Below are 24,979 nucleotides of genomic sequence, written 5' to 3' on the forward strand. Positions count from 1 at the left end.
TGACGCAGTCTCGACGAGGTTTGGCATCGACGTCACATGCTCACGCCCCATCGAACACGGTTATCCAGTCGTTGCGCATGCTCGCGACGGTCCAGCCGTTCGCTTCGGCGAGCTGCAGCGACTTCTCCGCCCCGGCAACATAATCGAACTCGCGCTCGCCGTCGTCGTGACGCACCAGCAGCGCCAGCGAGGGGTGCGGCGCGGCGGTCGCGTATTCCATCATCGCGATGTCACCGTTGGAGTTGCCGGCCGCGAAGATCGGCCGCCGTCCCACCCGGCCCCAGATGCGCACCGCCTTGACCGGTCCGTCGTTGAGGAACTCCGGGGTCGAGGTGGTTTTCAGGTGGCCGTCGACGAAGTCGAGCCCGACCGAACTTCCGATCACCCGCTCGGGCGGAACACCGTACATCTGCGTGGTGATCGGGCGCATGAAGTCGCGGCCGCCGCCGGAGGCGATGTAATTGGTGAACCCGTGGTCCTCGAGATACCGCAGCAACTCCACCATCGGACGGTAACCGCATGCGGTGTAGGGAACCCCGAGCGTCGGGTGTGTCGCGTCGGCGAAGAACGCAGTGACCCGCTCGGCGTGCTCTTCGACGGTGAGACCGGCATAGGCCGACAACACCGCGCCGGCAAGCACTTTCAACGCCGAGTCGTCACCATTGTAGTGCTGGGTGACCGCATCGCCGAACCACGCGAGATCGCCCGAGGCGGCCGCGCGGTAGGCCGGGTTGTCGGTCAGTGACGGGTCCGCCGCGACCTGTTCGGCCAGCCGGCGGACCAGGAAGTCCAGCTGGATGTAGGCCGGCTTCTCACACCACAGCGTTCCGTCGTTGTCGAACACCGCGACGCGCTCCTGCGGTGCGACGTCGCGCACGGCACGACCGACGAAGTCGACGATCGCCGCCTTCGCCGCACCGTCGTGCCAGGACTCGAGCCCCGCCACGCTACCTCCCGTCGCTTCGCTCGCCGAGTTGTCAGCCGCCGATGGTCTCGAGGTAGTTGTTGAGCTTCTCGACGGCGTTGGTGATCGTGAACGACGCCGGTTCCTTGCGCGGCGGGAACTCCTTGAAGGTTTCCAGGAATTCCAGCACCAGGGCATTGGCCATGAACGCGATGTAGTCGTGGTCGAGGAACCAGTCCCAGTACGTGTTCGACGTGACATCGGCGTGCTCGAACGGGTCGGTGCGCAGGTTGAAGATCTTGGGCGCCCGCAGCTCGGTGAACGGCTCGAACCAGATCTGCAGCGTGCCCTGGCAACGCTGCTCCATGAACACGACCTTCCAGTTGTCCAGCCGGATACCGAGCACGTCGCAGTCGTCGGAGAAGTAGATCAGGCCGCGGCGCGGGCTCTTGTCCACCTCGCCGGTCAGGTACGGCAACAGGTCGTACCCGTCGATGTGCACGTGGTAGGTCTTGTCGTCGATCGTGTGCCCCTGCTTGAGTTTCTCCACGATCGAGGATTCGCCGGCGGCGGCCAGGAAGGTCGGCAGCCAGTCATGGTGCTGGACGATCTCGTTGGACACCACTCCGGCCGGGATCTTGCCGGGCCAGCGGATCATCTCCGGCACCCGGAACGCGCCCTCCCATCCGGTGTTCTTCTCGCTGCGGAAGGGCGTGGTCGCCCCGTCGGGCCAGGTGTTGGCGTGCGGGCCGTTGTCGGTGGAGTACACGACGATGGTGTCCTCGGCGATGCCGAGTTCGTCGAGGCAGTCCAGCAGCAGGCCGACGTGCTTGTCGTGGTCGACCATCGTGTCGTGGTAGGGCGACTGCCAGCGGCCCGCCTGACCCAGGCTCTCCGGTTTGGTGTGCGTCCGGAAATGCATATGGGTGGTGTTCATCCAGACGAAGAACGGGGTGTCGGCCTCGTGCTGGCGCTTCATGAAGTCGATGGCCGCGGAGGTGGTCTCGTCGTCGACGGTCTCCATCCGCTTCTTGGTCAGCGGTCCGGTGTCCTCGACGCGCTGTTTGCCCAGCGGGCCGAAGCGCTCGTCGACCTCGTCGGACGCCTCGTCGGTTGCCCACGACTTGATGACGCCACGGGGGAGGAGGGCTTTACGCAGACGCGGCGCCTCCTCTTCGGTGGGGTAGTCCGGGTGCTCCGGTTCCTCCTCGGCGTTGAGGTGATACAGGTTGCCGAAGAACTCGTCGAAACCGTGCGCGGTGGGCAGATACTTGTTCAGATCCCCCAGGTGGTTCTTGCCGAATTGACCGGTGGCATAGCCCAGCGGCTTGAGCAGCGTGGCGATGGTGGGGTCCTCCGGGGACAGGCCCATGTCGACGCCCGGCATCCCGACCTTGGACAGACCGGTGCGGTACACGCTCTGGCCGGTGATGAACGACGAGCGGCCGGCGGTGCAGCTCTGTTCGCCGTACGAGTCGGTGAACCGCATGCCCTCGGCGGCGATGCGGTCGATGTTGGGGGTGCGATAGCCCATCAGCCCGTCGCTGTAGCAGCTGAGGTTGGTGATCCCGATGTCGTCGCCCCAGATCACCAGGATGTTGGGTTTCCCGTTCGGCATGAGTGTGCCTCGCTTCCGGCCTCGGTGTCTGAAGTCGTGATCGCCTGGAAGCCTAGCCATCGGGGCTCGGTGCGGCAGCGGATCGGCGCGCAGAGTCGTCGGCGATTTTCTGCGCTGTTCGTGCCTGCAACTTCGGTAGAGAAGCAGCTATTACGCTTCGCATCGCTGACGTGAGCCGGGCTGCCTGCCCCGGGAGCTGTTCAACCGTATGGTTTTTGACCAGTCCCCGTCGGACGTCACCAATTGTTCATGCGAGTTCCACCACGAGCGCAGATGCTGTGTAAAGCTTGCGCACACGGGTGCTACCGGAGCGCGGGACGGGGTGTCGACGTGAACGAGGACTTTGCCGGAAAGATCGAACTGGACGTCCGTGACTCGGTGGCCGATTGGTCCCCCTATGTGCTGAAGCGCGCGCCGGAAGGTTCGCCCAACATTCTCGTGGTGCTGTATGACGACACCGGGCTGGCGGCGTGGTCGCCCTACGGCGGTCGCATCGAGATGCCGGTGATGCAACGGCTGGCAGACAACGGTCTGACGTATTCGCAGTGGCACACGACCGCACTGTGCTCGCCGACGAGGTCGTGCTTCCTCACCGGACGCAACCACCACGTCAACCGCTCCTCGGCGATCACCGAAGCGTCGAACGGCTTTCCCGGTTCGGCCGCCCGGCTTCCGGTGGAATGTGCGACCGTCGCGCAGGTGCTGCAGGACAACGGCTACAGCACCTTCTGGGTCGGCAAGAACCACAACGTGCCCGAAGAGGATGTCGCCAGCGGCGGCAGCCGCTCGGAGTGGCCGCTGCAGAAGGGCTTCGACCGGTTCTACGGTTTTCTGGGCGGCGAGACGAACCAATGGTATCCGGACCTGGTGGAGGACAACCGGTTCATCGAGCAGCCCTACGGCCCCGAGGATGGCTACCACCTGTCGAAGGACATGGCCGATCAGGCGCTGAGGATGCTGCGTGACCAGCAGGCCACCAACCCGTCCAAACCCTGGTACATGTGGTTCTGCCCGGGAGCCAACCACGCGCCCCACCATTCCCCGGCCGAGTACGCCGACAAATACAAAGGCATGTTCGACGACGGTTACGAGGCCTACCGCGAATGGGTGCTGGCCCGCATGGTGGACAAGGGCATTCTGCCCGAGGGCACGCAGCTGACCCCGCTCAACCCGATGCCCGACGACATTGCCGTGGATGCCGACCAGGTCCGGCCGTGGGATTCGCTCAACGACGACGAGAAAAGGCTCTTCGCGCGGATGGCAGAGGTGTTCGCGGGCTTCTCGGAATACACCGACGCGCAGGTGGGGCGGGTCGTCGACTACCTCGAGCAGACCGGCCAACTGGACGACACGCTGATCTTCTACTGCGCCGACAACGGGGCCTCGGGCGAGGGCTCACCGAACGGGTCGGTCAACGAGAACAAGTTCTTCAACGGCTACCCCGACGAGCTGGCCGAGAACATGAAGTATCTGGAAACCCTCGGCGGCCCGGACACCTACAATCACTATCCGACCGGGTGGGCCGTCGCCTTCTCGACGCCGTTCCAGATGTTCAAGCGCTACTCGCAGTTCTCCGGGGGCACCTGCGACCCGATGGTGATCCACTGGCCGGCCGGCATCAAGGCCAAGGGCGAGGTGCGGCACCAGTACCACCACGCCACCGACGTGGTCGCCACCATCCTCGACGCCGTCGGCCTGGAGATGCCGACCACCTACCGTGGGGTCGACCAGTACCCGCTGAACGGGGTGTCGATGCGGTACAGCTTCGACGACGCCGACGCACCGACCACCAAGAAGCGCCAGTACTACACGATGCTGGGGACCCGGGGGATCTGGGAGAACGGCTGGAAGGCCTCGGCGATCCACGCCCCGCTGAGCGGGGCGGGCCACTTCGACGAGGACCGTTGGGAGCTCTACCACGTCGACGAAGACCGTTCGGAATCGAAGAACCTCGCCGACGAACACCCCGACAAGCTGCAGGAGCTGATCAAGACCTGGTTCGCCGAAGCCGACGCCAACTTTGTGCTGCCCCTCGACGACCGCTCGGCCACCGAGCTGCTCACCACCGAACGGCCCCAGTCCGAGCCGACCCGCAACCGCTACGTCTACTACCCGGGCACTGCGCCGGTGCCCGAGGGCGTCGCGGTCAACATCCGCGGCCGGTCGTACAAGATCGTCGCCGACATTGACATCACTGACATCACCGACGGTGCGGAAGGCGTGATCTTCGCGCACGGTTCACGTTTCGGCGGCCACGCGTTGTTCATCAAAGATCGCAAACTGCATTATGTGTACAACTTCCTGGGCATCAAGCCCGAGCAGGAGTTCGTCTCCGAGGAGCTCACTGCCGGCAAGCACGCCCTCGGAATGGAGTTCATTCGGGAAAGTGCGGGTGAGTACGGCGAATCGCACGGCACCGCAACGCTGTACGTCGACGACAAGGTCGCGGCCAAGGGGCCGATGCGCGCGCAGGTCGGAAAGTTCACCCTGTCCGGTGACGGGCTGTGCGTCGGTTACGACAGCGGCGACAACGTCTCCAGCCTGTACCGATCACCCGGAACCTTCACCGGGGGAACGATTCTGGGAGTGGGGATCGACGTCAGCGATGAGGCGTACCTCGACCTCGAAAAGGAAGCAGCCGCAGCGTTCGCCCGGGACTGATGGTGCCCCCAGCGGGCACGTCACCGACCTGCGGAGCCGAAGGGAGCGCAAGATGTCCGACTCAGCCAAGGCGCAGCCGCATCTGGCCCGAGAGCACCTGCCGATACCCGACCCTCGGCATGTGGGGCTGACCACCTATGACGCCAAGGACCCCAACACCACGTACCCCCCGATCACCGAGCTTCGCCCGCCGAAGGGTGCGCCCAACGTGTTGATCGTGCTGATCGACGACGTCGGATTCGGTGCGTCGTCGGCGTTCGGCGGACCCTGCGACACCCCGGTGGCCGAGAGGCTGGCCGCCAACGGTGTGAAGCTGAACCGGTTCCACACCACCGCCCTGTGCTCGCCGACCCGACAGGCGATGCTGACCGGCCGCAACCACCACTCGGTGGGCATGGGCGCGATCACCGAGATGGCCACCTCGGCGCCGGGCAACAACAGCATCCGACCCAAGGACAAGGCACCGGTGGCCGAGACGCTGAAGCTCAACGGCTACTCCACCGCCCAGTTCGGCAAGTGTCACGAAGTGCCCGGCTGGGAGGTCACTCCCGTCGGCCCCTTCCACCAGTGGCCGACCGGCTCTGGCTTCGAGTACTTCTACGGCTTCGTCGGCGGCGAGGCCAACCAGTACTACCCGGGTCTCTACGAAGGCACCACCGCTGTCGAACCGCCGCGAACACCGGAGCAGGGTTACACACTCACCGATGACCTTGCCGACCACGCGATCACCTGGGTGCGCCAGCAGAAGGCGCTGATGCCGGACAAGCCGTTCTTCATGTACTTCGCACCGGGCGCCACGCACGCCCCGCACCACGTGCCCAAGCAGTGGTCGGACAAGTACCGCGGCAGGTTCGACGACGGGTGGGATGCGCTTCGCGAGCGAATTCTCGCTCGGCAGAAAGAACTCGGCGTGGTGCCGCCGGATGCGGAGCTGACCGCCCGGCACGACGAGATCCCGGCGTGGGACGACATGCCCGACGATCTCAAACCGGTGCTGGCCAAGCAGATGGAGATCTACGCCGGATTCCTGGAGCAGACCGACCACGCGGTGGGACGGGTCGTCGACGCCATCTCCGATCTCGGCGTGCTCGACGACACGTTGATCTACTACATCATCGGCGACAACGGTGCCTCCGCAGAGGGCACCGTCAACGGTTGCTACAACGAGATGACCACGCTCAACGGCCTTCCCGGCATCGAGACCACCGAGTTCCTGTTGTCCAAGATCGACGCATTCGGCACTCCGGAGGCGTACAACCACTACGCGGTCGGGTGGGCGCACGCGCTGTGCGCGCCCTATCAGTGGACCAAGCAGGTCGCTTCGCACTGGGGCGGCACCCGCAACGGCACGATCGTGTCATGGCCGAACGGGTTGCCCGACAAGGGCGCCACGCGCGACCAGTTCCACCACGTCATCGACGTCGTGCCCACGATCCTGGAGGCCGCCGGCCTGCCCGCGCCCCACTCGGTCAACGGCACCACGCAGGCGCCCTTGGAAGGTGTCAGCATGATGGCGACCCTGCACGATGCCGCAGCCCCCGAAACCCACCAGGTGCAGTACTTCGAGATGATGGGCAACCGGGGCATCTACTTCCAGGGCTGGACGGCCGTCACCAAGCATCGCACCCCGTGGAAGGCCGATGTCCCACCCCCGTTCGACGATGACGTCTGGGAGCTCTACGAGCCCGGGGACTGGACCCAGGCCCACGATGTGGCCTCCGAGAACCCGGCGAAACTCGCGGAACTGCAGCGGCTCTGGCTGATCGAAGCGACCAAGTACAACGTCGTCCCGCTCGACGACCGCGGCTTCGAACGCATCAACCCGGATATCGCCGGACGCCCCCAGCTCATCCGCGGAAAAAGTCAGCTGCTGTTCGACGGCATGCGGGTCAGCGAGTGGTGCGTGCTGAACCTGAAGAACCAGTCACACTCGGTGACCGCGAACCTCGACGTACCCGAGGCCGGCGCCGCCGGGGTCATCGTCACCCAAGGCGGCAGCGTCGGCGGGTGGACGCTGTATGCGCACGAGAACACACTGAAGTACTGCTACAACTACTTCGGGATCGACTACTTCGTCACTGCGGCAATCGAAGAGATTCCGGCGGGAAAACACCAGGTGCGCATGGAGTTCGGCTACGACGGTGACGGCTTGGGCAAGGGTGGTGACGTGACCCTGTATTACGACGGCCGCGAGGTGGGCCGGGGGCGGGTGGAGCGGACCCAGCCGATGGCGTTCTCCGCCGACGAGGCCTGCGACGTCGGGTGCGACACCGGTTCACCGGCCTCTCCGGACTACGGACCCACCGGCAACCGGTTCACCGGCACCATCGAATGGGTGCAGATCGACCTCGGCGGCGACGGCCAGAACCATCTCATCAAGCCGGAAGACCGTTTCAACATCGCGATGGCCAAGCAGTAGATCAGCCCTTCGGCGATGTCGGTGCGGCGGCGTGCACGACGGGTTCGCCGGCCGCGGCCTTCATCTGCTCGAACAGCTCGACGTAATACGGAAGGCAGTGCTCGAGCGCCTGCTCGGTGGTGTACAGCGGTTGGTAACCCAGGTCACGCTGCGCCTTCGCGATCGAGAAGTAGTTGTCCAGGTAGATCCGCTCCACCGCAAGCGGTTCCAGCAGTGGTTTGGGAAGTCCGAGCTTGAAGTGCAGGAACTGCCATACCCGCATGGCCAGCCAAACCAGTCGGCCCGGAACCCGGAATGTGGGTAGCCGCTCGCCGCACGCCTCGACGACCGGCCGGGAGAACTCGAACATGTTGATCGGCTCGCCGTCGTTGATGAAGTACGCCTGGCCGGGCGCGGTGCCGCCGGGCACGAGATGCTGCGCGGCGAGGATGAATCCGTGAACCAGGTTGTGCACGTAGGAGTTGTCGAGCTTGACCTCCTTGCTGCCGACCAGGACCTTGACGTGGCCGGCGAGGACGCTTTCGAACACCTTGCGGAACATGGTCTGATCGCCGCGGCCCCAGATGCCGCTGGGCCGGATCGAGCAGGTCAGCATCCCCTGCTCCCCGTTCTGGCCCAGCACGAACTTCTCGGCCACCACCTTGGTCTCGGTGTACAGGTCGGCGAACCGGTCGGTGTAGGGCAGGGTTTCGTCGCCGCCGGAGATCTCCTGGCCACCCATGACCACGCTGTTGGAGGCGGTGTAGACGAAACGCTGCACACCGGCCTTCTGGGCGGCGTGCACCAGGTTCTCGGTGCCGGTGACGTTGACCGCGAAGCTGCGCTGGCGTGCCTCTCCGGAGGGGGAGCCGCCGCCCATCAGGTCGATGATCGCGGCGGTGTGGAACACGGTGTCGATCCCGTCGACCGCGGCGGCGACGTCGTCGGTGTCGGTGATGTCGCCCTCGAGCACCTCAAGGCGGGGATGCTCGGGCAACCGGGACGCGACCCGGTCGAAGGCGCGGACCTCCAGGCCCCGCTCCAGCAGCTCGGTCACCAGGTTGGCGCCGACGAAGCCCGAACCCCCGGTGACCAGAACCCGGCCCAGATCAGTCTGCAGCGTCGCATCAGCCATGCCGGGCAGCCTAACTGAAACGTGTTCCAATTTGCCAGACCGAGGCAGCTGGATGCTTCCGCTGTCAACCTTCGTCGTCGTCTTTGGCGGCCAGCGCCTGCTCCACCCGCTTACGCGCACCAGCCAGGTGCTCTTCACAGCATTTGGCCAGTTCTTCGCCTCTTTCCCAGAGCGCCAGAGAAGCGTCCAGGTCGAGGCCGCCATGCTCGAGGCGCTGTACGACATCGATCAGTTCGTCGCGGGCCTCTTCGTATCCGAGTTCACTAATAGGCTTCATCGGCGCCTCTCTGCTCGTCGTCGATTGCGCCTTCACTGAGCGCTGTGAGCGCCCCGTCGGCCACCCGGATACGCAGCCGGGCGCCCGCGGGGGCGTCGTTCACCGAATGCAGCACATGTGGCGGCCCGTCGGTGGGCAGTCCCTGCACCACGGCATAGCCGCGGGCCAGCGTGGCCGCCGGGCCGAGGGTGGCCAGCCGTGCGGCCAGGTGCCCGACCCGATCCGACTCGGCTGCCACCAGCCGGGTGATGTCGCGCCGGGCGGTGCGCCGCGCGCGGTGGATCTCCTCGCCGCGGGCGTCGATCGCCTCGAGCGGACGGGCCAGCACGGGTCTGCTGCGCAGCTGCGTCACGACGTGCTGTTCCCGGTTGACCCAGTTGCGCAGCGCCCGTGCGCTGCGTGAGCGCAGATCCTTGACCAGTGCCTGCTCGGCGCCGGTGTCCGGGACGATCCGCTTGGCAGCGTCGGTCGGCGTCGCTGCCCGGACATCGGCGACCAGATCGCACAGCGGGTTGTCCGGTTCGTGGCCGATCGCGCTGACCACCGGCGTCCTGCAGCGCGCGATCTCGCGGCACAACGTCTCGTCGGAGAACGGCAGCAGATCCTCGACGCTGCCGCCGCCACGGGCGAGGACGATGACGTCGACGGCTGGGTCGGCGTCGAGGCCCCGGAGGGCCTCGACGATCTGCGGCACCGCATTGGGCCCCTGCACCACCGTGTGGCGCACCGAAAACCGCACCGCCGGCCAGCGGCCGGTGGTGACCGCCATGATGTCGTGCTCGGCGGCCGACGCGCGGCCGGTGATCAGCCCGATGGTGTCGGGCAGGAACGGCAACGGGCGCTTGAGCCGCGGATCGAACAGGCCCTCGGCGTCGAGCAGCCGGCGCAGCCGCTCGATGCGCGCGAGCAGTTCACCGATCCCGACGGCCCGGATCTCGCTGACGCGCAGGGAGAACGTGCCGCGTCCGGTGTAGAAATTCGGCTTGCCGAACACGATCACCTGGGTGCCGTCGGTCATCCGCACCGGGGCATTGACCACCAGGTCCCGTGGGCAGGTCAGCGACAGCGACATGTCTGCGGCCGGGTCACGCAACGTGATGAACGCCGTGTTGGAGTTCGGCCGCAGCGTCAGCTGGGCGATCTGGCCCTCGACCCACACCGCGCCGAGCTTGTCGATCCACCCCGCGACACGGATGGCGACGCCGCGGACCGGAAAGGGGTTGTCTGCCGACTGCCCCTGCGGCGGCTCCGTCATCGGGCCGAGCCCGCCGGGGCGCTCACTTCGCGGAGGCGCGGGTGATCCTGTTGGCCAGCAGCGTCTGGAACGGCGCGCGAGCCTTGGTCGCTTCCTCGTAGGACAGCAGTGCCTCCAGATCGCCGATGCGCAGCGACGTCAACCGGGCCCGCAACTGCGCCAGGGTCAGCGATTCGTACTCGAGCTCGGTGACGATCTCGGGCACGTCCGCAGGGGTGGGCTGTTCGGGCGCGGCCTCGCTGGGGGCCTCGGGCTCGCTGCTGAACAGCGCATACCGGCCCTCGGTCATGCGGGCGCCCTCGCGCACCGGCAGATCCACCACGTCGCCCCCCTCGGCGGAACCGCCGGGCAGATCGTCGTCGAACGTGGCCCATTCCGGTTGCTCGTCCTTGGGCGGGAAGAACGTCTCCAGCGTCTCGTCACCCTTGATCACCAGGACGGCGACATCCTGCTGCACCTTCATCACCAGCGACGCCACCTGGCTGGCCAGAGTCATCGGATACATCAAGATGGTCTGGGGGAGCTTGCGGGTTTCCTCGATGGCGGTCGCCGCCGCCCCGACGAGCAGCCGGACCCCATACGGTGCAGTTGCCATGGCCACAGCCTACGGCTGGGCGGCGACCGGGGGCGGTCAGTACCCTGGAACCCATGCCACCGACTGTCAACATGGGGATCCCCGGATCCAGCCAGAGTGCGCTGGGCTCGGTCGCCGGTGGCGTCACGGGCAAGCGGGTGCTGCTGGCCGAACCTCGCGGATACTGCGCCGGTGTCGACCGGGCCGTGGAAACCGTCGAGCGGGCGCTGGAGAAGCATGGCGCGCCGGTGTACGTCCGCCACGAGATCGTGCACAACCGCCACGTCGTCGAGACCCTCGCCGCGGCCGGTGCGGTGTTCGTCGACGAGACCGACGAGGTGCCCGAGGGCGCGATCGTGGTGTTCTCGGCGCACGGCGTCGCGCCGACGGTGCACGTCAACGCCAAGGAGCGCGACCTGCAGGTCATCGACGCCACCTGCCCGCTGGTCACCAAGGTCCACAACGAGGCCAAGCGATTCGCCCGCGACGACTACGACATCCTGCTGATCGGCCACGAAGGCCACGAGGAAGTGGTCGGCACCGCCGGTGAAGCGCCTGACCATGTGCAGGTGGTCGACAATCCCGACGCCGTCGACGGCGTCACCGTGCGTGACCCGGACAAGGTGATCTGGCTCTCGCAGACCACCCTGTCGGTCGACGAGACGATGGAGACGGTGCGCCGGCTGCGGGAGAAGTTCCCGACGCTGCAGGATCCGCCCAGCGACGACATCTGCTACGCGACCCAGAACCGTCAGGTGGCGGTCAAGGCGATGGCCCCGGAATGCGAGCTGGTCATCGTCGTCGGCTCGCGCAATTCCTCGAACTCGGTGCGGCTGGTCGAGGTGGCCCTCGGTGCCGGCGCGGACGCCTCGTACCTGGTGGATTACGCCGACGACGTCGATCCGGCCTGGTTCGACGGCGTGACCACCGTCGGCGTCACCTCGGGTGCCTCGGTGCCCGAGATCCTGGTTCGCGGTGTTCTCGAGCGCCTCGCCGAACACGGCTACGACGTCGTGCAGCCGGTGACCACCGCCAACGAGACGCTGGTGTTCGCTCTGCCCCGTGAGATCCGGCCGGCGCGCAGTAACTAGTCAGTGAGCGCGGGTACGTTCGTCGAACGTGAGATCCGCCCACCGAACACATCCGAGAAGAGCGCGTCTGCGACACGTCGGGGCGGCCGCGCGTTGGCCGATGTCGTTGCTCCTCGCGGTCACCATGGTGCTCGCGGGCTGCAGCGACGCCGAGGACCGCCTCGACGCGACGGTGCGCTCCTTCGCCGAGGCGCTGAGCCGCGGTGACGCCGACGCCGCCGCCGACCTGACGTCCGACCCGGCAGCCGCGTCGGCCACGCTGGGCGAGTTGTTCGCCAGTCTCGGCAGCGACGTCTCGTTCCGGCCCGATCGGGTGCGTGCGGTGGACTCCGAAGGCGGGTTCGCGCTCGGCGCGACGTGGACGTTCGGGCCCGACGACGCCCACGAGTGGACCTACACCACCGATGGCGAGGCAACCGCCGACGGTCAGGAGTGGAAGATCCGGTGGGATCCGGCGGTCGTCGCGCCCGGGTTGGACGCCGGGCCGCTGGCTTACTCGACGCTGGTGCCGCAACCGGCTGCCCGCGTGCTGGACCGTACCGGTGCCGAGCTGCTGACCCAGCATGTCGTCACGCTGGTCGACCTGGCACCCGATGCCGACGTCGCCGCGGTTGCCGCGTTGCTGAACCCGATCGCCCCGACCATCACCGCCGAGTCCCTGGCTGCCGATGTGGGGGCCGCCGCGGGTGCACCCGTCACGGCCGTCACGTTGCGTGAGGAGGACCTCACCCCGATCGAGGCCGCACTGACGGCACTGCCCGGCGTGACGTTGCGGCCCCAGCTGCGGCTGCTGGCCACCGACCGCGCGCTGACCTCACCCACGCTGACGGGGCTGGCCGACCTGTGGCAGCAACGCACCGACGCCGCGGCCGGGTGGGCCGTCACCGCCCAGACCTCCGCCGGTCCGCAGAGAGTGGGCGGGCAGGACGCCAAACCCGTCGGCGACATCGCCAGCACCCTCGACATCGGCATGCAGCGGGCCGCCGAGGACGCGCTGGCGCCGCTGGGCACCCCGGCTGCCATCGTGGCCATCCAGCCGTCAACCGGGAACCTGCTGGCCGTCGGGCAGAACGCGCCGGCCGATGCGCAGGGGCCGATCGCCCTGACCGGGCTCTACCCGCCCGGGTCGACGTTCAAGACGGTGACCGTCTCGGCGGCGCTGCAGGCCGGGCAGGTCACGCCGGACACGATCGTCAACTGTCCCGGCACCGAGAACATCGAGGGCAGGCAGATTCCCAACGACAACGAGTTCGACCTCGGCGAGGTGCCGCTGCACACCGCGTTCGCCCGGTCCTGCAACACCACGATGGGCCGGCTCGCGGTGAACCTCCCGCCGGACGCGCTCACCGATGCCGCAGCGCAGCTCGGCCTGGGCATCGACTATGTGGCACCGGGAATGACCACCGTCACCGGTTCGGTGCCCGTCGCGGACTCGTCGGCGCTGCGCGTCGAGGAGGGCATCGGCCAGGGGCAGGTCACGGCGTCGCCGTTCGGCATGGCGCTGGTGGCCGCGACCCTGGCGCACGGCTCGGTACCGGCACCGGCCATCGTCGAGGGACAACCCGGGGTCGCCGACCGCACCCCGCAACCGCTGCCCGCGACGATCGACGACCAGGTGCAGGCGATGATGCGCGAGACGATCACCGACGGCACCGCCAGTCAGCTCCAGGACATCCCCGGGCTGCTCGGCAAGACCGGAACCGCGGAATACATCGACGATCAGCACGCGCATGGCTGGTTCGTCGGCATCGCCGGCGACCTCGCGCTCGCGGTGTTCGTCAGCGACGCCGGCAGCTCGGCGCCGGCGGTCGACGCCGCGGGACGGTTCCTGCGGACCGTCGCCTAGATGTCGTACTCCCAGCGGTCGGCGTCGTTCTCGCGGGCACGGCGACGGTGTTCGACGCGTTCGTCGGCGTCGTCCGAGCCCCGGTAGCGCACCCGCGACACCGGGTGGTGGGTGCCGTTGCCCCGCTGCTGGGGAGGTTCACGGCGAGGTTCGTAGCCGAGGTCGGGGCGGTCATAGCGGTCATAACCGCCGAACGTCTCGTACCCCTCGTAGCCGTTGTAGCGGCTGCGCCGCTGCGGCGGACGCTCACGGTCGCCTCGCTCGCCGCGGTCGTACGGCACCCGACGGTCGCTGTTCGGCGCGGCCCGGCGGGGCTCGCGGGCCGAGTCGCTCCTGGCCCGGCGCCGCTGATCGCGCGGCGGCGCGTCCTCGGGACGTGGCCGGCGTCGGCGCGGACGGTCGGTGGCCACCTGATCGATGATGTCGGTCTCGTCGGGCCGGGGCCGGCGGGCGGCGGGCTTGGAGCGCTGGCGATCGCCGCGCGCCGACCGGGATGCGGAGCGTTGCGCTGAGGCGGAGCGACGGTCCTGCTGGCGGCGGCGCGGCGGTGCCCCGCCTCCGGCGTTCTCGGCTGTGGCGGCCGTCGTTGTCGCGGCGGTCTTGGCGGACCGGCCGGCGAACAATGCGGCGACCATCGCCGGCAGGCGCCCCGCCTTGGCCGTCGCGCCACGCTCGGACCGGCCGGCGGTGGCGGTGTCGTCGCGGCCGGTCGACTGGCCAGACGCCTGGCCGAGGTACCAGCGGGCGAGGCCGATCAGCAGCACCGCGGCGGAGGTGAAGAACATCAGCGGGAACCGCTCGATCAGCGGGTAACCACAGTTGATCAGGATGTCCTTGAGACCTTCGATCGAGTCGTGGTGCATCAGGAAGTAGGCGCCGGGCACCATCACGAACAAGATCAGCGGCGGCTGGATGACGGCGGTGAACAGCCCGTTGCGCCGCACCGCGAGCACCGCGGCCAGGCAGCCGAGCACGAACAGCGTGGCGAACACCGCCGTCAGTTCCCCATTGCCTGAACCGGCGTCGACGGCGAATCCGGCGGCGGACGCGACGACAGCGATCAGGACGGCACCCCACCACGGAACACCGGGGATGTTGGGGTGCGCAGACCGGTTGTCGGCCGCCGCCGACGGCCGCGCGCGCTGTCCTGACACACGTCGACCGTACCGGCTCGGGCAATCAGACGCTGCCAGCGCACGGGGGCGTGGCGATCACATCTGGCAGACTGTGGACTCCGTGGGCTTGAATCTGGGAATCGTCGGACTACCCAACGTCGGAAAATCGACGTTGTTCAATGCGCTGACCCGTAACGAGGTGCTGGCGGCGAACTACCCGTTCGCGACCATCGAACCCAACGAGGGGGTGGTCGCGCTGCCCGATCCCCGCCTGGACGAGCTGGCCAAGATCTTCGGCTCGGAAAAGATCGTGCCCGCGCCGGTGACGTTCGTCGACATCGCCGGGATCGTCAAGGGCGCCTCCGAGGGTGCGGGCCTGGGCAACAAGTTCCTGGCCAACATCCGCGAGAGCGACGCCATCTGCCAGGTGGTGCGGGTGTTCGCCGACGACGATGTGGTGCACGTCGACGGCAAGGTCGATCCCAAGTCCGACATCGAGATCATCGAGACCGAACTGATCCTGGCGGACATGCAGACCCTGGAGCGGGCGGTGCCGCGGTTGGAGAAGGAGGCCCGCACCCACAAGGACCGCAGGCCCGTCCACGACGCGGCGGTCGCCGCCCAAGAGGTCCTCAACAGCGGCAAGACGTTGTTCTCCGCCGGCGCGGACGTCTCGCTGCTGCGGGAACTGAATCTGTTGACCTCCAAGCCGTTCCTGTATGTGTTCAACGCCGACGAGTCGGTGCTCACCGACGAGGCCAAGGTCGCCGAGCTGCGCGAGCTGGTCGCGCCGGCGGATGCGGTGTTCCTCGACGCCAAGATCGAAGCGGAGTTGCAGGAGCTCGACGACGAGTCCGCCGCCGAACTGCTGGAGTCGATCGGTCAGACCGAGCGCGGGCTGGATGCGTTGGCGCGCGCCGGTTTTCACACCTTGAAGCTGCAGACCTATCTGACCGCCGGCCCGAAAGAGGCGCGCGCGTGGACGATTCACCAGGGCGACACCGCGCCCAAAGCCGCCGGGGTCATTCATTCCGACTTCGAGAAGGGCTTCATCAAGGCCGAGATCGTGTCCTTCGACGACCTGGTGGCCGCCGGGTCGATGGCCGCCGCCAAGGCCGCGGGCAAGGTGCGCATGGAAGGCAAGGACTACGTGATGGCCGACGGGGACGTGGTGGAGTTCCGGTTCAACGTGTAGAGGCAAGGCTACAGCCAAGTTTCAAGGGGATGCGCGGATGGAATCAAAGGCTGGCGTGCTGGCCGAGGTATGCGCTGCTCTTAGGGACGGGGAATCCGGTTCTGCTAGAGAGACCCTTAGGTCGCGCTATCCGTTCGAGCCAATAGAGAAGATCGTCCGCCGGTACTCGATAGGTCAGCAGATGAAGCTGTTCATGCGTGACGGCTTCGTCGACCGCTACACGGGCAACCGACTCGTTAACCCCGGCGTTCTCCGCCTCCTCCATGTTGTCCTCGGGGACGACTTCCCGACACACCCGAACGGAAAGCTCTCAGAGACGCACATCGCTTTCTGGGAGTTGTTCCCGACGGTCGATCATCGCGTGCCCGTCAGTCGAGGCGGGCCTGACGACGAGTCGAACTGGGTCACAGCGTCGATGCTGAGCAATCAGGCCAAGGCCCAATGGACGTTGGAAGAACTCGGCTGGAAGCTGCATCGGCCTGGCGCCGTCACGGAGTGGGACGGGTTGTCGCGGTGGCTGGTCGAATATCTCGAGACGAACCCGACCGTGTTGGAGCAGAAGGCAGCTGAGCCCCACCGTGCCTACATCGGACGATGGCACAGGGCCAGCAAGGTGTCGCTAGATGGGGACGGCGACGTCGTCGAGTTCCGGTTCAACGTGTAGCGAATGAAGGAATCCACGGGGACGACTTGTCGGGGTGCGCACCTACCATTCGGCTCGCTGAGGCCAGCCGCCGATTATCCGGTGTCACCCCGAGGAGAGTCCCGATGAGATTGGTTTCGATCCGCATCATCACTGCCGATGTGAAGCGATTGGTCGCCTTCTACGAGATGGTCACCGGCGTCACCGCCATCTGGGGTAACGAACTCTTCGCCGAGATTCCGACAGCCGTCGGAGCGCTGGCCATCGGGAGCGACAAGACCGTCGCCTTGTTTGGGCAAGGATCTGCTGAGCCGGCTGCCAACCGGACCGCAATTGTCGAGTTCATCGTCGACGACGTCGATGAAGAGTACGAACGCCTTCGCGAACAGATCTCTGATGTGGTCACCGAGCCAACGACGATGCCGTGGGGAAACCGTGCGTTGTTGTTCAGGGATCCCGATGGAAACCTCGTCAACCTGTTCACCCCGGTGACTGACGCGGCGCGCGCCAAGTTCGGTATATGACTTTGACCGGCGAGGTGATTCGGTTCACCGGCTGCTCGACCGTAATGTCGGTCTGAGAGCGCCATCATGGATATATATCCATCATGGGGCTGCCAGGCTGACATTGCGTAGCGTTCGGGGCCGCCGCTCAGCGACGGGCCAACCGGCGCAGCCGGTTGACGGAGCTCGCCGGCTCGCGGCGCATCGCGGGCCGCAGCCGCCGCTGCGTCGATCGCTCGACCTGGCTGACGGCCATCAACAGCGCCAGCATCAGCGCCTGACGCCCCAGCACCGTCCGGCTGGTTCGCTGCTGCCACGTCGGGACGCGCGGATTGGAGCGGCGCCCGGCCAGATAGCCGACCCCGAGGGCCGCCACCAGCAGCACGACGATCCCCACCGCAGACATGACGTCGAGCCTTCCCGGTGCTGGTCGCGGTGAGATCACGAACCAGCGTCGGTGACCCTACGGTCTGGCCTCCCGGTACTCCACGACCGGGTCGCGGCTGAACAGCGTCTCACCGTCGATGACGACCAGCTCCGTGGCCGACAGCCGGTAGGTGGTCGCCCCGTTGCGCGCTTCGAACCCGGCCGGGATCGTGCGTACGTCGTCCAGGCGCAGAGATGCGCCGTCGCTGAGGCGCACGCCCTGATAGACGTAGTCGCCCTGCTCGTCGCGGCAGATCACCACCGCCGCCGTCTCGGTGCGGGCGATCGCCACCGCCTGCTCGTCGTCAGTGCAGCGCGCCTCGGAATCGACGAAACCGAGCTCGTCGATGACCGGCGCCGCGCTGGGCGCCGCAGTGGGCACCGAACTGGGTGCCGCCGCCGCCGGCGGCGGCGCCGCTTGCGGGGGAGGGATGTCGAGGCGCGTCTGCGGCACCGGCGGCTGCGACTGGGGGGAGAACGTCTGCGGCTGTGCAGGAACGGAACGCACCTCGCCGGACTGTTCGTTCGACGAGTTCAGCATCACGAACAGGATCACCAGCGTCGCGATCGACGCCAAGACGATGGCGATCGCCGACCATCTGGTACTACGCATCTTCGGCTCCGCGAGATCCCCGGACGTGTCCTGGCCGGGTGGTTGATCGGTGGTCGTCGGCATGCCTGCACTCCCTCGTTGCGCTGCCGAATGCGGGCGCCGTCTCAGCAAACCACTACGACCTGCACGATCGGGTGATCTCGCGCGGCGTTTCGCGAGGCGGCCGGCGCGGGCTGCCTCATGTCAGCACCGCGATTTCGGCGCCCAGCCGGTAACCCTCTCGAAGCGGCAACGTGTCACCGCTCCAAAACGACCCCGGGTCGAACCAGTTGTAGTGCTTCTCGGTCTGCAGGAGGCCCATCTCCTCATAGGTGATGGCGACGGTCTCTGCACAGTAAGCGGTCTCCAGCCCGGTCTTGGACTGCTGTTGCTTGCGCCGATCCGCCGACTCACGAACTTTTCTGTGCACGAACGGGATTCCGCGAGTGAAGTCGCTGACGGTGGGTAGCCTGCCCCGCATCCAGCGGCCGGTCAGCCGTGCGGTGGACGGGAACGGGGTGCCGTCCATGCGGGCGATCACCCGCAGCATCCGGTCCTCCTGCTCTGTGCTGGCGTAGGGCGAGAGCTGGCGCAGCCAGCAACGCTGCCCGTAGCTGTGCACCCAACGCTCGACCGCTTCGCGCAGATCGTTGAGCTGGACACCGCGGTGATGGGTGCCCGTCCACATGTCCACCAGCTTGTCGCCGAGTTCGGCATGCCAGATCAGCGGCGGCAGGTCGTCGAGCGCAACGGTCATCCCCACGTGGTTGACCGGGCTGTTCGTCATCGACTGAATTGCCCGGTCGGGTCCGGAGCGTCCGCGGAACAGCCAGATGTCACCGGTGCGGGTTTCCTCCAGCGCGCGCTGCAGCGACACCGTGCTTGGCTTCACCCCCGCAGCTTATGCAGACTGGCGGCATGCGTGGGATCTGGAAGTGGGTCGGGCTGGCAGGTGTCGCGGGTGTCGTGGCCGGTGGGGCGCTGGTGGCACGCGACCAGCGCCGACGGAACTCCTACACCCCCGACGACATCAGGGCGCGTCTGCACCAGCGCTTGACCGAGGCCGAGGCGGCCGGGCACAAGCGCGATTAGACCTCGACCGGAAAGAGCCGGTGCGTGCCGGAGAACCCTTTGAGCTCCACGTCCCGGCCGGCGCCGAAGGCGGTGTCCCCGTCATCGAGTGCGTCGTGCACCGCCTGGCTCACCAGGATCTCGCCGCCCCCGGCCTGCCCGGCGACGCGGGCGGCCATCGCCACGTTGCGGCCGAACAGGTCGTCGCCGCGCAGCACCGACTTTCCGCTGTGGACCCCGATTCGCACCCGAATGTCATTGGGCCGCTTGCTCAGTGACCGCTGGATGTCGCAGGCGCAGCGGACCGCCTGACCGGGGTGGGCGAAGGCCATCATGAAGCCGTCGCCCTGGCTCTTGACCACATATCCGTCATGACGCTCGACGAGGCGTCGCACGGCCTTGTCGTGCTTGCCGATCAACCGCACCCAGGCCCGGTCACCGATCCGCTCGTTGAGCGCGGTGGAGTCCTCGATGTCGGAGAACATGATCGCGACCCGGCCGCCCGGCGCCAGCCGGGCCAGGTCCGGGCGCTCCACCTCGGCCCAGTCGGCCAGTTCCTCGATCGAGGACCGCACCGCCGCGCCGAGTCCGTCGCGGCGCAGGATGTTGGCCGTCTGCCACACCGTCTTGACGGCCTTGCTTCCCCCGGTGAGCAGCATGTTGCGGGTGTCGAGGCGGCGGCGTAGCTCGTCGGCCTCGTGTTCGGCGGCCCTCCACTGTCGCACCACGACGGCCAGCGCGATGGCCTCACCGACGACGAGCACCGCCAGCACCCATGCTGCGATCTGCGCAACGGTCATGGCCCCAGTATTGGATGCTGGACCCGTGATCGTCCGCAAGGCCCCCTTCTACGAGAGTCGCTTCCTTCGCGCCGACGCAGCCGGTGGCCGGCGAGCACTGTGGCTGCGCGAGACGTTGTTGATGCCGACGGTCGGTGAGTCCTGCGCCGACGTCTGGGTGATGGTGTTCGATCCGTCGGGTCACCGAGCGATCAGGCAGTCGTATCCGATCGAGGCGGCGGACTTCGCCGACGAGCCCTGGACCGCGCAACTGGCCGGAACGGAACTCGACGACTCCCACGCCCACGGGGTGCTGCCCGACGGCACCCGCTGGGATCTGTCGATCACGCCCGGCGGGCAGCCCGGGGTGCGGGTCCTGCCGGAGCGGTCCTACCGGGCCCGGTTCCCGACCGCCAAGACTCAGGTACGACATCCGCTGGCCCGCTTCGACGGTCGGCTGCAGTCACCGGATCTCGACATCGACCTGGACGGTTGGATCGGCAGTGTCAACCACAACTGGGGCAGCAGGCACACTCCCGCCTACGCCTACGGGCAGGTATGCGGATTCGACGAAGCGCCGGAATCCACACTCGAGATCGTCACGGCGCGAGCCGGGGTGGGGCCGGTCCTGTTGCCCGGCGTGACACTGTTCGTCTTCCGCCACGCCGGCCTCGAGTTCGCCGTCCGCTCGGTCGTGGGCAGCATGCAGACCCACGGCCGGTACCGCCCGTTCAGCTGGACGTTCGGTGCGCGGGTGGGGGAGCAGATGATCGAAGGTGAGATCAGCACCGTCGCAGGCGACGTGATCGGTCTGACCTACCCCGACACCCACGGCGGGGTGAAGTACTGCTACAACTCGGCGCTCGCGAGCTGCCGAGTCCAGTTGGCGGGCAAAGCTTTCCAGCGAGCCGAACTGAGCAGTGACCGGGCGATGTTCGAGATCCTCACCGACGACACCGTCGCAGGGGTGCCGCTGCTCGGTTAACCCGACACGCCGAACTGCAGCTCGGACAACGCCCGGTCGAGGGTGTCGACGTAGAAGTCGGCGGCCTCGACGTCGATGCACAGCGGCGGCTTGGTCTTCAGGATGTTCGAATGGTCGCCCGTCGGTTGGATGATGACCCCGAGTTCGAGCATGCGATCGCAGACCGCCCGGGTTTCCCGCGTGGCCGGCTCCAATGTCGCCGTATCGCGGATCATCTCGACACCGAGGTACAGCCCGAAGCCGTGCACGGTGCCGATGATCGGGTGCCGGTCGCCCAGCGCCTCGAGCCTGGTCTTCAGGTGCCCCCCGACATGACGGGCGTTGTCCTGTAGCGCTTCGTCACCGAGTACGTCGAGCACCGTCATCCCGAGCGCGCACGACAGCGGACTGCCTCCGGTGGAGGAGAAGAAGTACCCCTGCCCGGCGAACGCCTCGGCGACGGCGCGGCTGGTGATCACCGCCCCCAACGGATAACCGTTGCCGACCGACTTGGCCACCGACACGATGTCGGGCACCGTGTCCTGCTGCTGGAATCCCCAGAACCATTCGCCCAGCCGGCCGTAACCGACCTGGACCTCGTCGGAGATCGCCAGCCCGCCGCTCGCGCGGACCGCGGCGTAGACCTGCTGCAGATACCCGTCTGGTAGCGCCATGCCGCCGGCGTTGCCGTAGACGCTCTCGCAGATGAACGCCGCCGGTGCCCGGCCCTCGGCGGCCAACGCCTGGATCTGTGCCACCGCGTCGGTGGCGTAGCGGTTGGCCTCGGCCCCGCGATACGTGCCACGGAAGCTGTTCGGCGATTCCACGGTGTGCACCCAGTCGGGTCGGGTGGCCAGCGCGTTCGGGTTGTCCGCGGTCGAGGTGGACACCGCGTCGGTACCGTAGGTCCACCCGTGGTAGGCCTCCCGGACCGCGACGACGTCGCGCCGTCCGGTCGCGGCCGTCGCCAGCCGGATCGCCAGATCGCTTGCCTCGGAACCGGAATTGACCAGGAACACGGTGTCCAACGGGTCGGGCAGCAGCGCGGCCAGGCGCTCGCTGAATTCCACGACAGCCGAATAGTTGAACCGCGAATTGGTGTTGAGTTTGCGCAGCTGGCGCGCCGCGGTGTCGGCGATCCGTGGATGGGCATGTCCCAGCACGGTGACGTTGTTGACCATGTCCAGATAGCTGCGGGCCGCCGTCGACATCAGGAAATGCCGCCGGCCACGTTCGATCTGCGGCGGTGTGCGGTAGTAGAACTCCTGCACGGGAGCGAAACTCGCGTCGCGACGGGCCAGCAGGTCGCCGCCGTCAGCCCCGTCGACGGGGGGCAGCCCGAGCAGCGGCCGCGGATCACGGGTCAGTGCCGACCATCCGGGCCACAACTCGGCGGAGGTGAACGCGGGAGACGAAGGCGCGCCGACGGGGCGCGCGGTGATCTCCACCCGGCCGCCCACCCGCGCGAGCTGCCGGCCGCGGCCGACCGCGCCGAGCGTGACGTCGGTGACCCCGGCCAGCGTCAGCTCCACGCGGTCGGTGTGCAGTGTGACCGCGCCCGGCCCGGCTTCGCGGGCCTCCCCGTCCCACGGAGCGTTCAACACCGTGCCGGGGGTCGTCCAGAGGCTGACCCCGGTGGCCACCACCGCTGGAGCGTCCTGGCTCAGCCGGGGTGCCCTGCTCAGGCGGGCCTCGCCGTACCGGCTGACGACGACGCGCGCACCGTCGTGCAGTGCGGCCGCGGCGAAGTCGTCCTCGGCGCCGGCTCGCAGTGCCCCGGTGTCGTCGAAGGCGTCGTCGTAGAGATCCGACGTGGTGGACAGGTCCAGCGTGTGCACCCGCGCTGGGTCCTCGGAAATGAGCGGCGCCGCCGGGGGTAGCGGTGCCGGCGCTGACGCCAGCCCGAGATCGGCGGCGATGAGTGCGCTCATCACTTGTGGCGCAACCGAGGTGGCGAGCTCGAACATCTGCCGCTCGGCGTCAGCCTGCTCGGTGAGGTAGTCGTTGTCCGGATCGAGGACCGCCTGTTGGGCGCCGCTGACGATCAGGACGACGGTGCGCAGCACCAGCATCGGCCACAACGCTGCCGCCTCGACGGGCGAGAGCGGGCGCACAGCGTGGAAGGCGCGGACCGCCGGCAGGATCGACGTGACGGTCGCGCCGGGGTGTCCCAGCACCGAGGACGCCGTGATCGCCAGCTCCGAGACGGCCCAGGTGCGGCACAGGTCGCCGAAGTCGATGATCCCGTCCGGCCGCGGGTCGTCGGCCGTGCCCGGGGCGGCGCCGAGCACGACGTTGGCGTCGGTCAAGTCGATGTGCGCGGCCTGGCGGGGGAGCGCGTCATCCAGCGGAGCCAGGTGGTCCCACGCCTCTCGGGCAGCGGTCTGCAGCCGCTGCCGCAGTCCGGTGTCGCCGACGTGTTCGATCAGCGCGTCGACGACATGCATGCCGAAGCGCAGGTCCCACTGCAGGACCCGGTCCAGACCGGGATGGTCGAAGTCGCGAAGAGCCCGGCTCACCCGGCCTGCAACGTCGCCGAGCCCGGCGACGAGCTCGGGTGCCAGGTATCCGGCGGTGTCCAGCGTTCCGCCGTCGAGGTGGCGCAACAGACGCACGTAGGCCGTGCCGGCCAGCATGCCGTCGACCGCGGTGCACGCCGCGCCGGCCGTGTTGGGCAGCGGCACCGCGATCCGCAACTGCGGCTCGGCTTCGGCGATGTGGCGGGCGGCGCGGTCCTGGGCTTCGATCTCGACGGCGCCGAACACCGGGTTGGCGATCTTCAGCACCCCCAGAACGCTGCCGTCGGCGCCGCGGGCCAGGAAGTTCTTGTCCTGCTGGCTGCCCAGCGATTGGACGGCGGCCTGCAGGCCGTAGTGCTCGGCGAGGATCGTGCTCGCTTGAGCGTCGCTGACCGCGGGAGCGGGTAGCTCGGGATGTTCGAGGAAGTTGAAGCCCCCGGGCCCGGATGTGCTCACCGCAGCACGAATTCGACGACGGCGTCGGAGAATGCGTCGTTGTCGTCGCCGGCGGCGGTGTGGCCGGCACCGGACAACTCGACGAATTCCGCGGTGGGCACCTTGTCGAGGAAGTCGGCCACCGCCTCCTCGCTGACCACGTCGGAGAGCTTGCCGCGGATCAGCAGGATCGGGATGCCCAACTCGACGGCGGCCTGCTCGAGAAGTTCGACGCGCACGAACGGGTCTTCGTTCGGCTTGGTCAGAAACGCGGGATCCCAGTGCCAGTACCAGCGTCCGTTGCGGTGTCGCAGGTTCTTCTTCAGCCCCTCCGGGCTTCTGGGCCGGGCGCGGTGCGGCAGGTAGGCGGCGACGGCATCGGCGGCCTGCTCCAGCGAGTCGAAGCCGTGGACGTGGCTGAACATGAACTCGCGGATGCGGGCGCTGCCGTCCTTCTCGTAGCGCGGCACCACGTCGACGAGCACGAGTTTGGTGACCAGCTGCGATCCGGCCTGACGCGCAGCCAGGATGCCGGTGAGCCCGCCCATGCTGGCTCCGATCAGCACGACCGGCCGGCCGATCTGCTCGATCACCCGCAGCGTGTCTGCGCACAGCGCCTCGATGGTGTACTTCGCGTCGGGGGAGCGGTCGCTGTCGCCGTGCCCACGGCTGTCCAGCGCGACCACATGCAGTCCCCGCGACGCCAGAATCTGGCCGGTCTTCTTCCAGGAGAACCGGTTCTGGCCGCCGCCGTGCAGCATCAGCACCGATGGTCCAAAGCGCTGCGCCGCCGACCCGGCGCCGTTCCACTCGTCGGCGACCAGGGTGAGCCCGTCGGAGCCGTGAAACCGCCTGGTCGTCGGCTCAAGCTGACCTGTGTTCATCGACGTTCCTCTCGGCCTGCCCCGACGGTCAGGTTACCGAGCGGGGTATTTGCCGCCATCCGGGGTCCCACACGGCACCGGTTCCCTAGAATTC

At 67.7% G+C, this 24,979-nt stretch carries 22 protein-coding genes; 9 read left to right on the forward strand and 13 right to left on the reverse strand.

Annotated features, from left to right (window positions below; all coding sequences use genetic code 11):
- Positions 1-40 precede the first annotated feature (40 nt).
- Positions 41-946, reverse strand: coding sequence for an HAD family hydrolase (locus ACEWX3_RS08000; protein WP_374159128.1), 906 nt, complete (start codon positions 944-946; stop codon positions 41-43).
- Positions 947-977: 31 nt separating this feature from the next.
- The gene (locus ACEWX3_RS08005) at positions 978-2,522 is read right to left on the reverse strand and encodes an arylsulfatase (RefSeq protein WP_207066996.1); all 1,545 of its coding nucleotides are present in this window, start codon (positions 2,520-2,522) and stop codon (positions 978-980) included.
- Positions 2,523-2,795: 273 nt separating this feature from the next.
- On the opposite strand from ACEWX3_RS08005, the gene ACEWX3_RS08010 reads away from it, so the two are divergent.
- Together ACEWX3_RS08010 and ACEWX3_RS08015 are read left to right on the forward strand one after the other, a co-directional pair.
- Positions 2,796-5,183: an arylsulfatase gene (locus tag ACEWX3_RS08010; RefSeq protein WP_374159129.1), complete on the forward strand. Its 2,388-nt coding sequence runs from the start codon at positions 2,796-2,798 to the stop codon at positions 5,181-5,183.
- 52 nt (positions 5,184-5,235) lie between these two features.
- A complete protein-coding gene (locus tag ACEWX3_RS08015; protein ID WP_374159130.1) occupies positions 5,236-7,602 on the forward strand; it encodes an arylsulfatase in 2,367 nt (788 codons plus the stop codon).
- A gap of 1 nt (position 7,603) precedes the next feature.
- Here ACEWX3_RS08015 and ACEWX3_RS08020 read toward each other — a convergent pair whose 3' ends face one another.
- From ACEWX3_RS08020 to ACEWX3_RS08035, 4 genes are all read right to left on the reverse strand, one after another.
- A complete protein-coding gene (locus ACEWX3_RS08020; protein WP_374159131.1) occupies positions 7,604-8,716 on the reverse strand; it encodes an NAD-dependent epimerase/dehydratase family protein in 1,113 nt (370 codons plus the stop codon).
- Positions 8,717-8,780: 64 nt separating this feature from the next.
- The gene (locus ACEWX3_RS08025) at positions 8,781-8,993 is read right to left on the reverse strand and encodes an exodeoxyribonuclease VII small subunit (RefSeq protein WP_163678137.1); all 213 of its coding nucleotides are present in this window, start codon (positions 8,991-8,993) and stop codon (positions 8,781-8,783) included.
- Positions 8,980-10,248 carry an exodeoxyribonuclease VII large subunit gene (gene xseA, locus ACEWX3_RS08030; protein ID WP_374159132.1) on the reverse strand — a complete coding sequence of 423 codons (1,269 nt, stop codon included), beginning with the start codon at positions 10,246-10,248 and terminating at the stop codon, positions 8,980-8,982. The genes ACEWX3_RS08025 and xseA overlap by 14 nt, the downstream gene beginning before the upstream one ends.
- A gap of 22 nt (positions 10,249-10,270) precedes the next feature.
- Positions 10,271-10,843: a lipid droplet-associated protein gene (locus ACEWX3_RS08035; protein ID WP_207067001.1), complete on the reverse strand. Its 573-nt coding sequence runs from the start codon at positions 10,841-10,843 to the stop codon at positions 10,271-10,273.
- Between the two features lie 53 nt (positions 10,844-10,896).
- Between ACEWX3_RS08035 and ACEWX3_RS08040 the strand changes: the two genes are divergently transcribed.
- Together ACEWX3_RS08040 and ACEWX3_RS08045 are read left to right on the forward strand one after the other, a co-directional pair.
- Complete coding sequence (locus tag ACEWX3_RS08040) at positions 10,897-11,913, forward strand: 4-hydroxy-3-methylbut-2-enyl diphosphate reductase (protein ID WP_207067002.1); 1,017 nt, start codon at positions 10,897-10,899, stop codon at positions 11,911-11,913.
- Between the two features lie 100 nt (positions 11,914-12,013).
- Positions 12,014-13,759: a penicillin-binding transpeptidase domain-containing protein gene (locus ACEWX3_RS08045; RefSeq protein ID WP_374159133.1), complete on the forward strand. Its 1,746-nt coding sequence runs from the start codon at positions 12,014-12,016 to the stop codon at positions 13,757-13,759.
- Here ACEWX3_RS08045 and ACEWX3_RS08050 read toward each other — a convergent pair.
- A complete protein-coding gene (locus ACEWX3_RS08050; protein WP_374159134.1) occupies positions 13,756-14,913 on the reverse strand; it encodes a DUF6542 domain-containing protein in 1,158 nt (385 codons plus the stop codon). The two genes, ACEWX3_RS08045 and ACEWX3_RS08050, sit on opposite strands and share 4 nt — an antisense overlap.
- 82 nt (positions 14,914-14,995) lie before the next feature.
- Between ACEWX3_RS08050 and ychF the strand changes: the two genes are divergently transcribed.
- The 3 genes from ychF to ACEWX3_RS08065 all read left to right on the forward strand — a co-directional run bounded on the left by ychF (position 14,996) and on the right by ACEWX3_RS08065 (position 17,236).
- Positions 14,996-16,069, forward strand: coding sequence for a redox-regulated ATPase YchF (gene ychF, locus ACEWX3_RS08055; RefSeq protein ID WP_207067005.1), 1,074 nt, complete (start codon positions 14,996-14,998; stop codon positions 16,067-16,069).
- 37 nt (positions 16,070-16,106) lie between these two features.
- Positions 16,107-16,733: an HNH endonuclease gene (locus ACEWX3_RS08060; RefSeq protein ID WP_374159135.1), complete on the forward strand. Its 627-nt coding sequence runs from the start codon at positions 16,107-16,109 to the stop codon at positions 16,731-16,733.
- Positions 16,734-16,837: 104 nt separating this feature from the next.
- Positions 16,838-17,236, forward strand: a complete 399-nt coding sequence (locus ACEWX3_RS08065; RefSeq protein WP_374159136.1) for a VOC family protein — start codon at positions 16,838-16,840, stop codon at positions 17,234-17,236.
- A 127-nt stretch (positions 17,237-17,363) separates the two neighbouring features.
- Here ACEWX3_RS08065 and ACEWX3_RS08070 read toward each other — a convergent pair whose 3' ends face one another.
- The 3 genes from ACEWX3_RS08070 to ACEWX3_RS08080 form a co-directional block, all read right to left on the reverse strand.
- Entirely contained in the window at positions 17,364-17,621 is a 258-nt protein-coding gene (locus ACEWX3_RS08070) for a hypothetical protein (protein WP_374159137.1), read from the reverse strand.
- Between the two features lie 57 nt (positions 17,622-17,678).
- Entirely contained in the window at positions 17,679-18,317 is a 639-nt protein-coding gene (locus ACEWX3_RS08075; RefSeq protein ID WP_374159138.1) for a hypothetical protein, read from the reverse strand.
- A gap of 115 nt (positions 18,318-18,432) precedes the next feature.
- A complete protein-coding gene (locus ACEWX3_RS08080) occupies positions 18,433-19,110 on the reverse strand; it encodes a guanylate cyclase (protein ID WP_374159807.1) in 678 nt (225 codons plus the stop codon).
- Positions 19,111-19,151: 41 nt separating this feature from the next.
- On the opposite strand from ACEWX3_RS08080, the gene ACEWX3_RS08085 reads away from it, so the two are divergent.
- Positions 19,152-19,325 (forward strand): hypothetical protein, encoded by a 174-nt coding sequence (locus ACEWX3_RS08085; protein ID WP_207067009.1) that lies wholly within the window; start codon positions 19,152-19,154, stop codon positions 19,323-19,325.
- Here the strand turns inward: ACEWX3_RS08085 and ACEWX3_RS08090 are convergent.
- Positions 19,322-20,104, reverse strand: coding sequence for an adenylate/guanylate cyclase domain-containing protein (locus tag ACEWX3_RS08090; protein ID WP_221362264.1), 783 nt, complete (start codon positions 20,102-20,104; stop codon positions 19,322-19,324). The two genes, ACEWX3_RS08085 and ACEWX3_RS08090, sit on opposite strands and share 4 nt — an antisense overlap.
- On the opposite strand from ACEWX3_RS08090, the gene ACEWX3_RS08095 reads away from it, so the two are divergent.
- Positions 20,103-21,068: a hypothetical protein gene (locus ACEWX3_RS08095; protein WP_374159139.1), complete on the forward strand. Its 966-nt coding sequence runs from the start codon at positions 20,103-20,105 to the stop codon at positions 21,066-21,068. The genes ACEWX3_RS08090 and ACEWX3_RS08095 overlap by 2 nt on opposite strands.
- Here ACEWX3_RS08095 and ACEWX3_RS08100 read toward each other — a convergent pair.
- Together ACEWX3_RS08100 and ACEWX3_RS08105 are read right to left on the reverse strand one after the other, a co-directional pair.
- Complete coding sequence (locus tag ACEWX3_RS08100) at positions 21,065-24,022, reverse strand: aminotransferase (RefSeq protein ID WP_374159140.1); 2,958 nt, start codon at positions 24,020-24,022, stop codon at positions 21,065-21,067. The genes ACEWX3_RS08095 and ACEWX3_RS08100 overlap by 4 nt on opposite strands.
- Entirely contained in the window at positions 24,019-24,885 is an 867-nt protein-coding gene (locus ACEWX3_RS08105; protein ID WP_374159141.1) for an alpha/beta fold hydrolase, read from the reverse strand. Before ACEWX3_RS08105 ends, ACEWX3_RS08100 begins: the two co-directional genes overlap by 4 nt.
- Positions 24,886-24,979 lie beyond the last annotated feature (94 nt).

Origin of the sequence: Mycobacterium sp. G7A2 (assembly GCF_041902445.1) — a bacterium.
In the GTDB taxonomy this organism is placed as follows: domain Bacteria; phylum Actinomycetota; class Actinomycetes; order Mycobacteriales; family Mycobacteriaceae; genus Mycobacterium.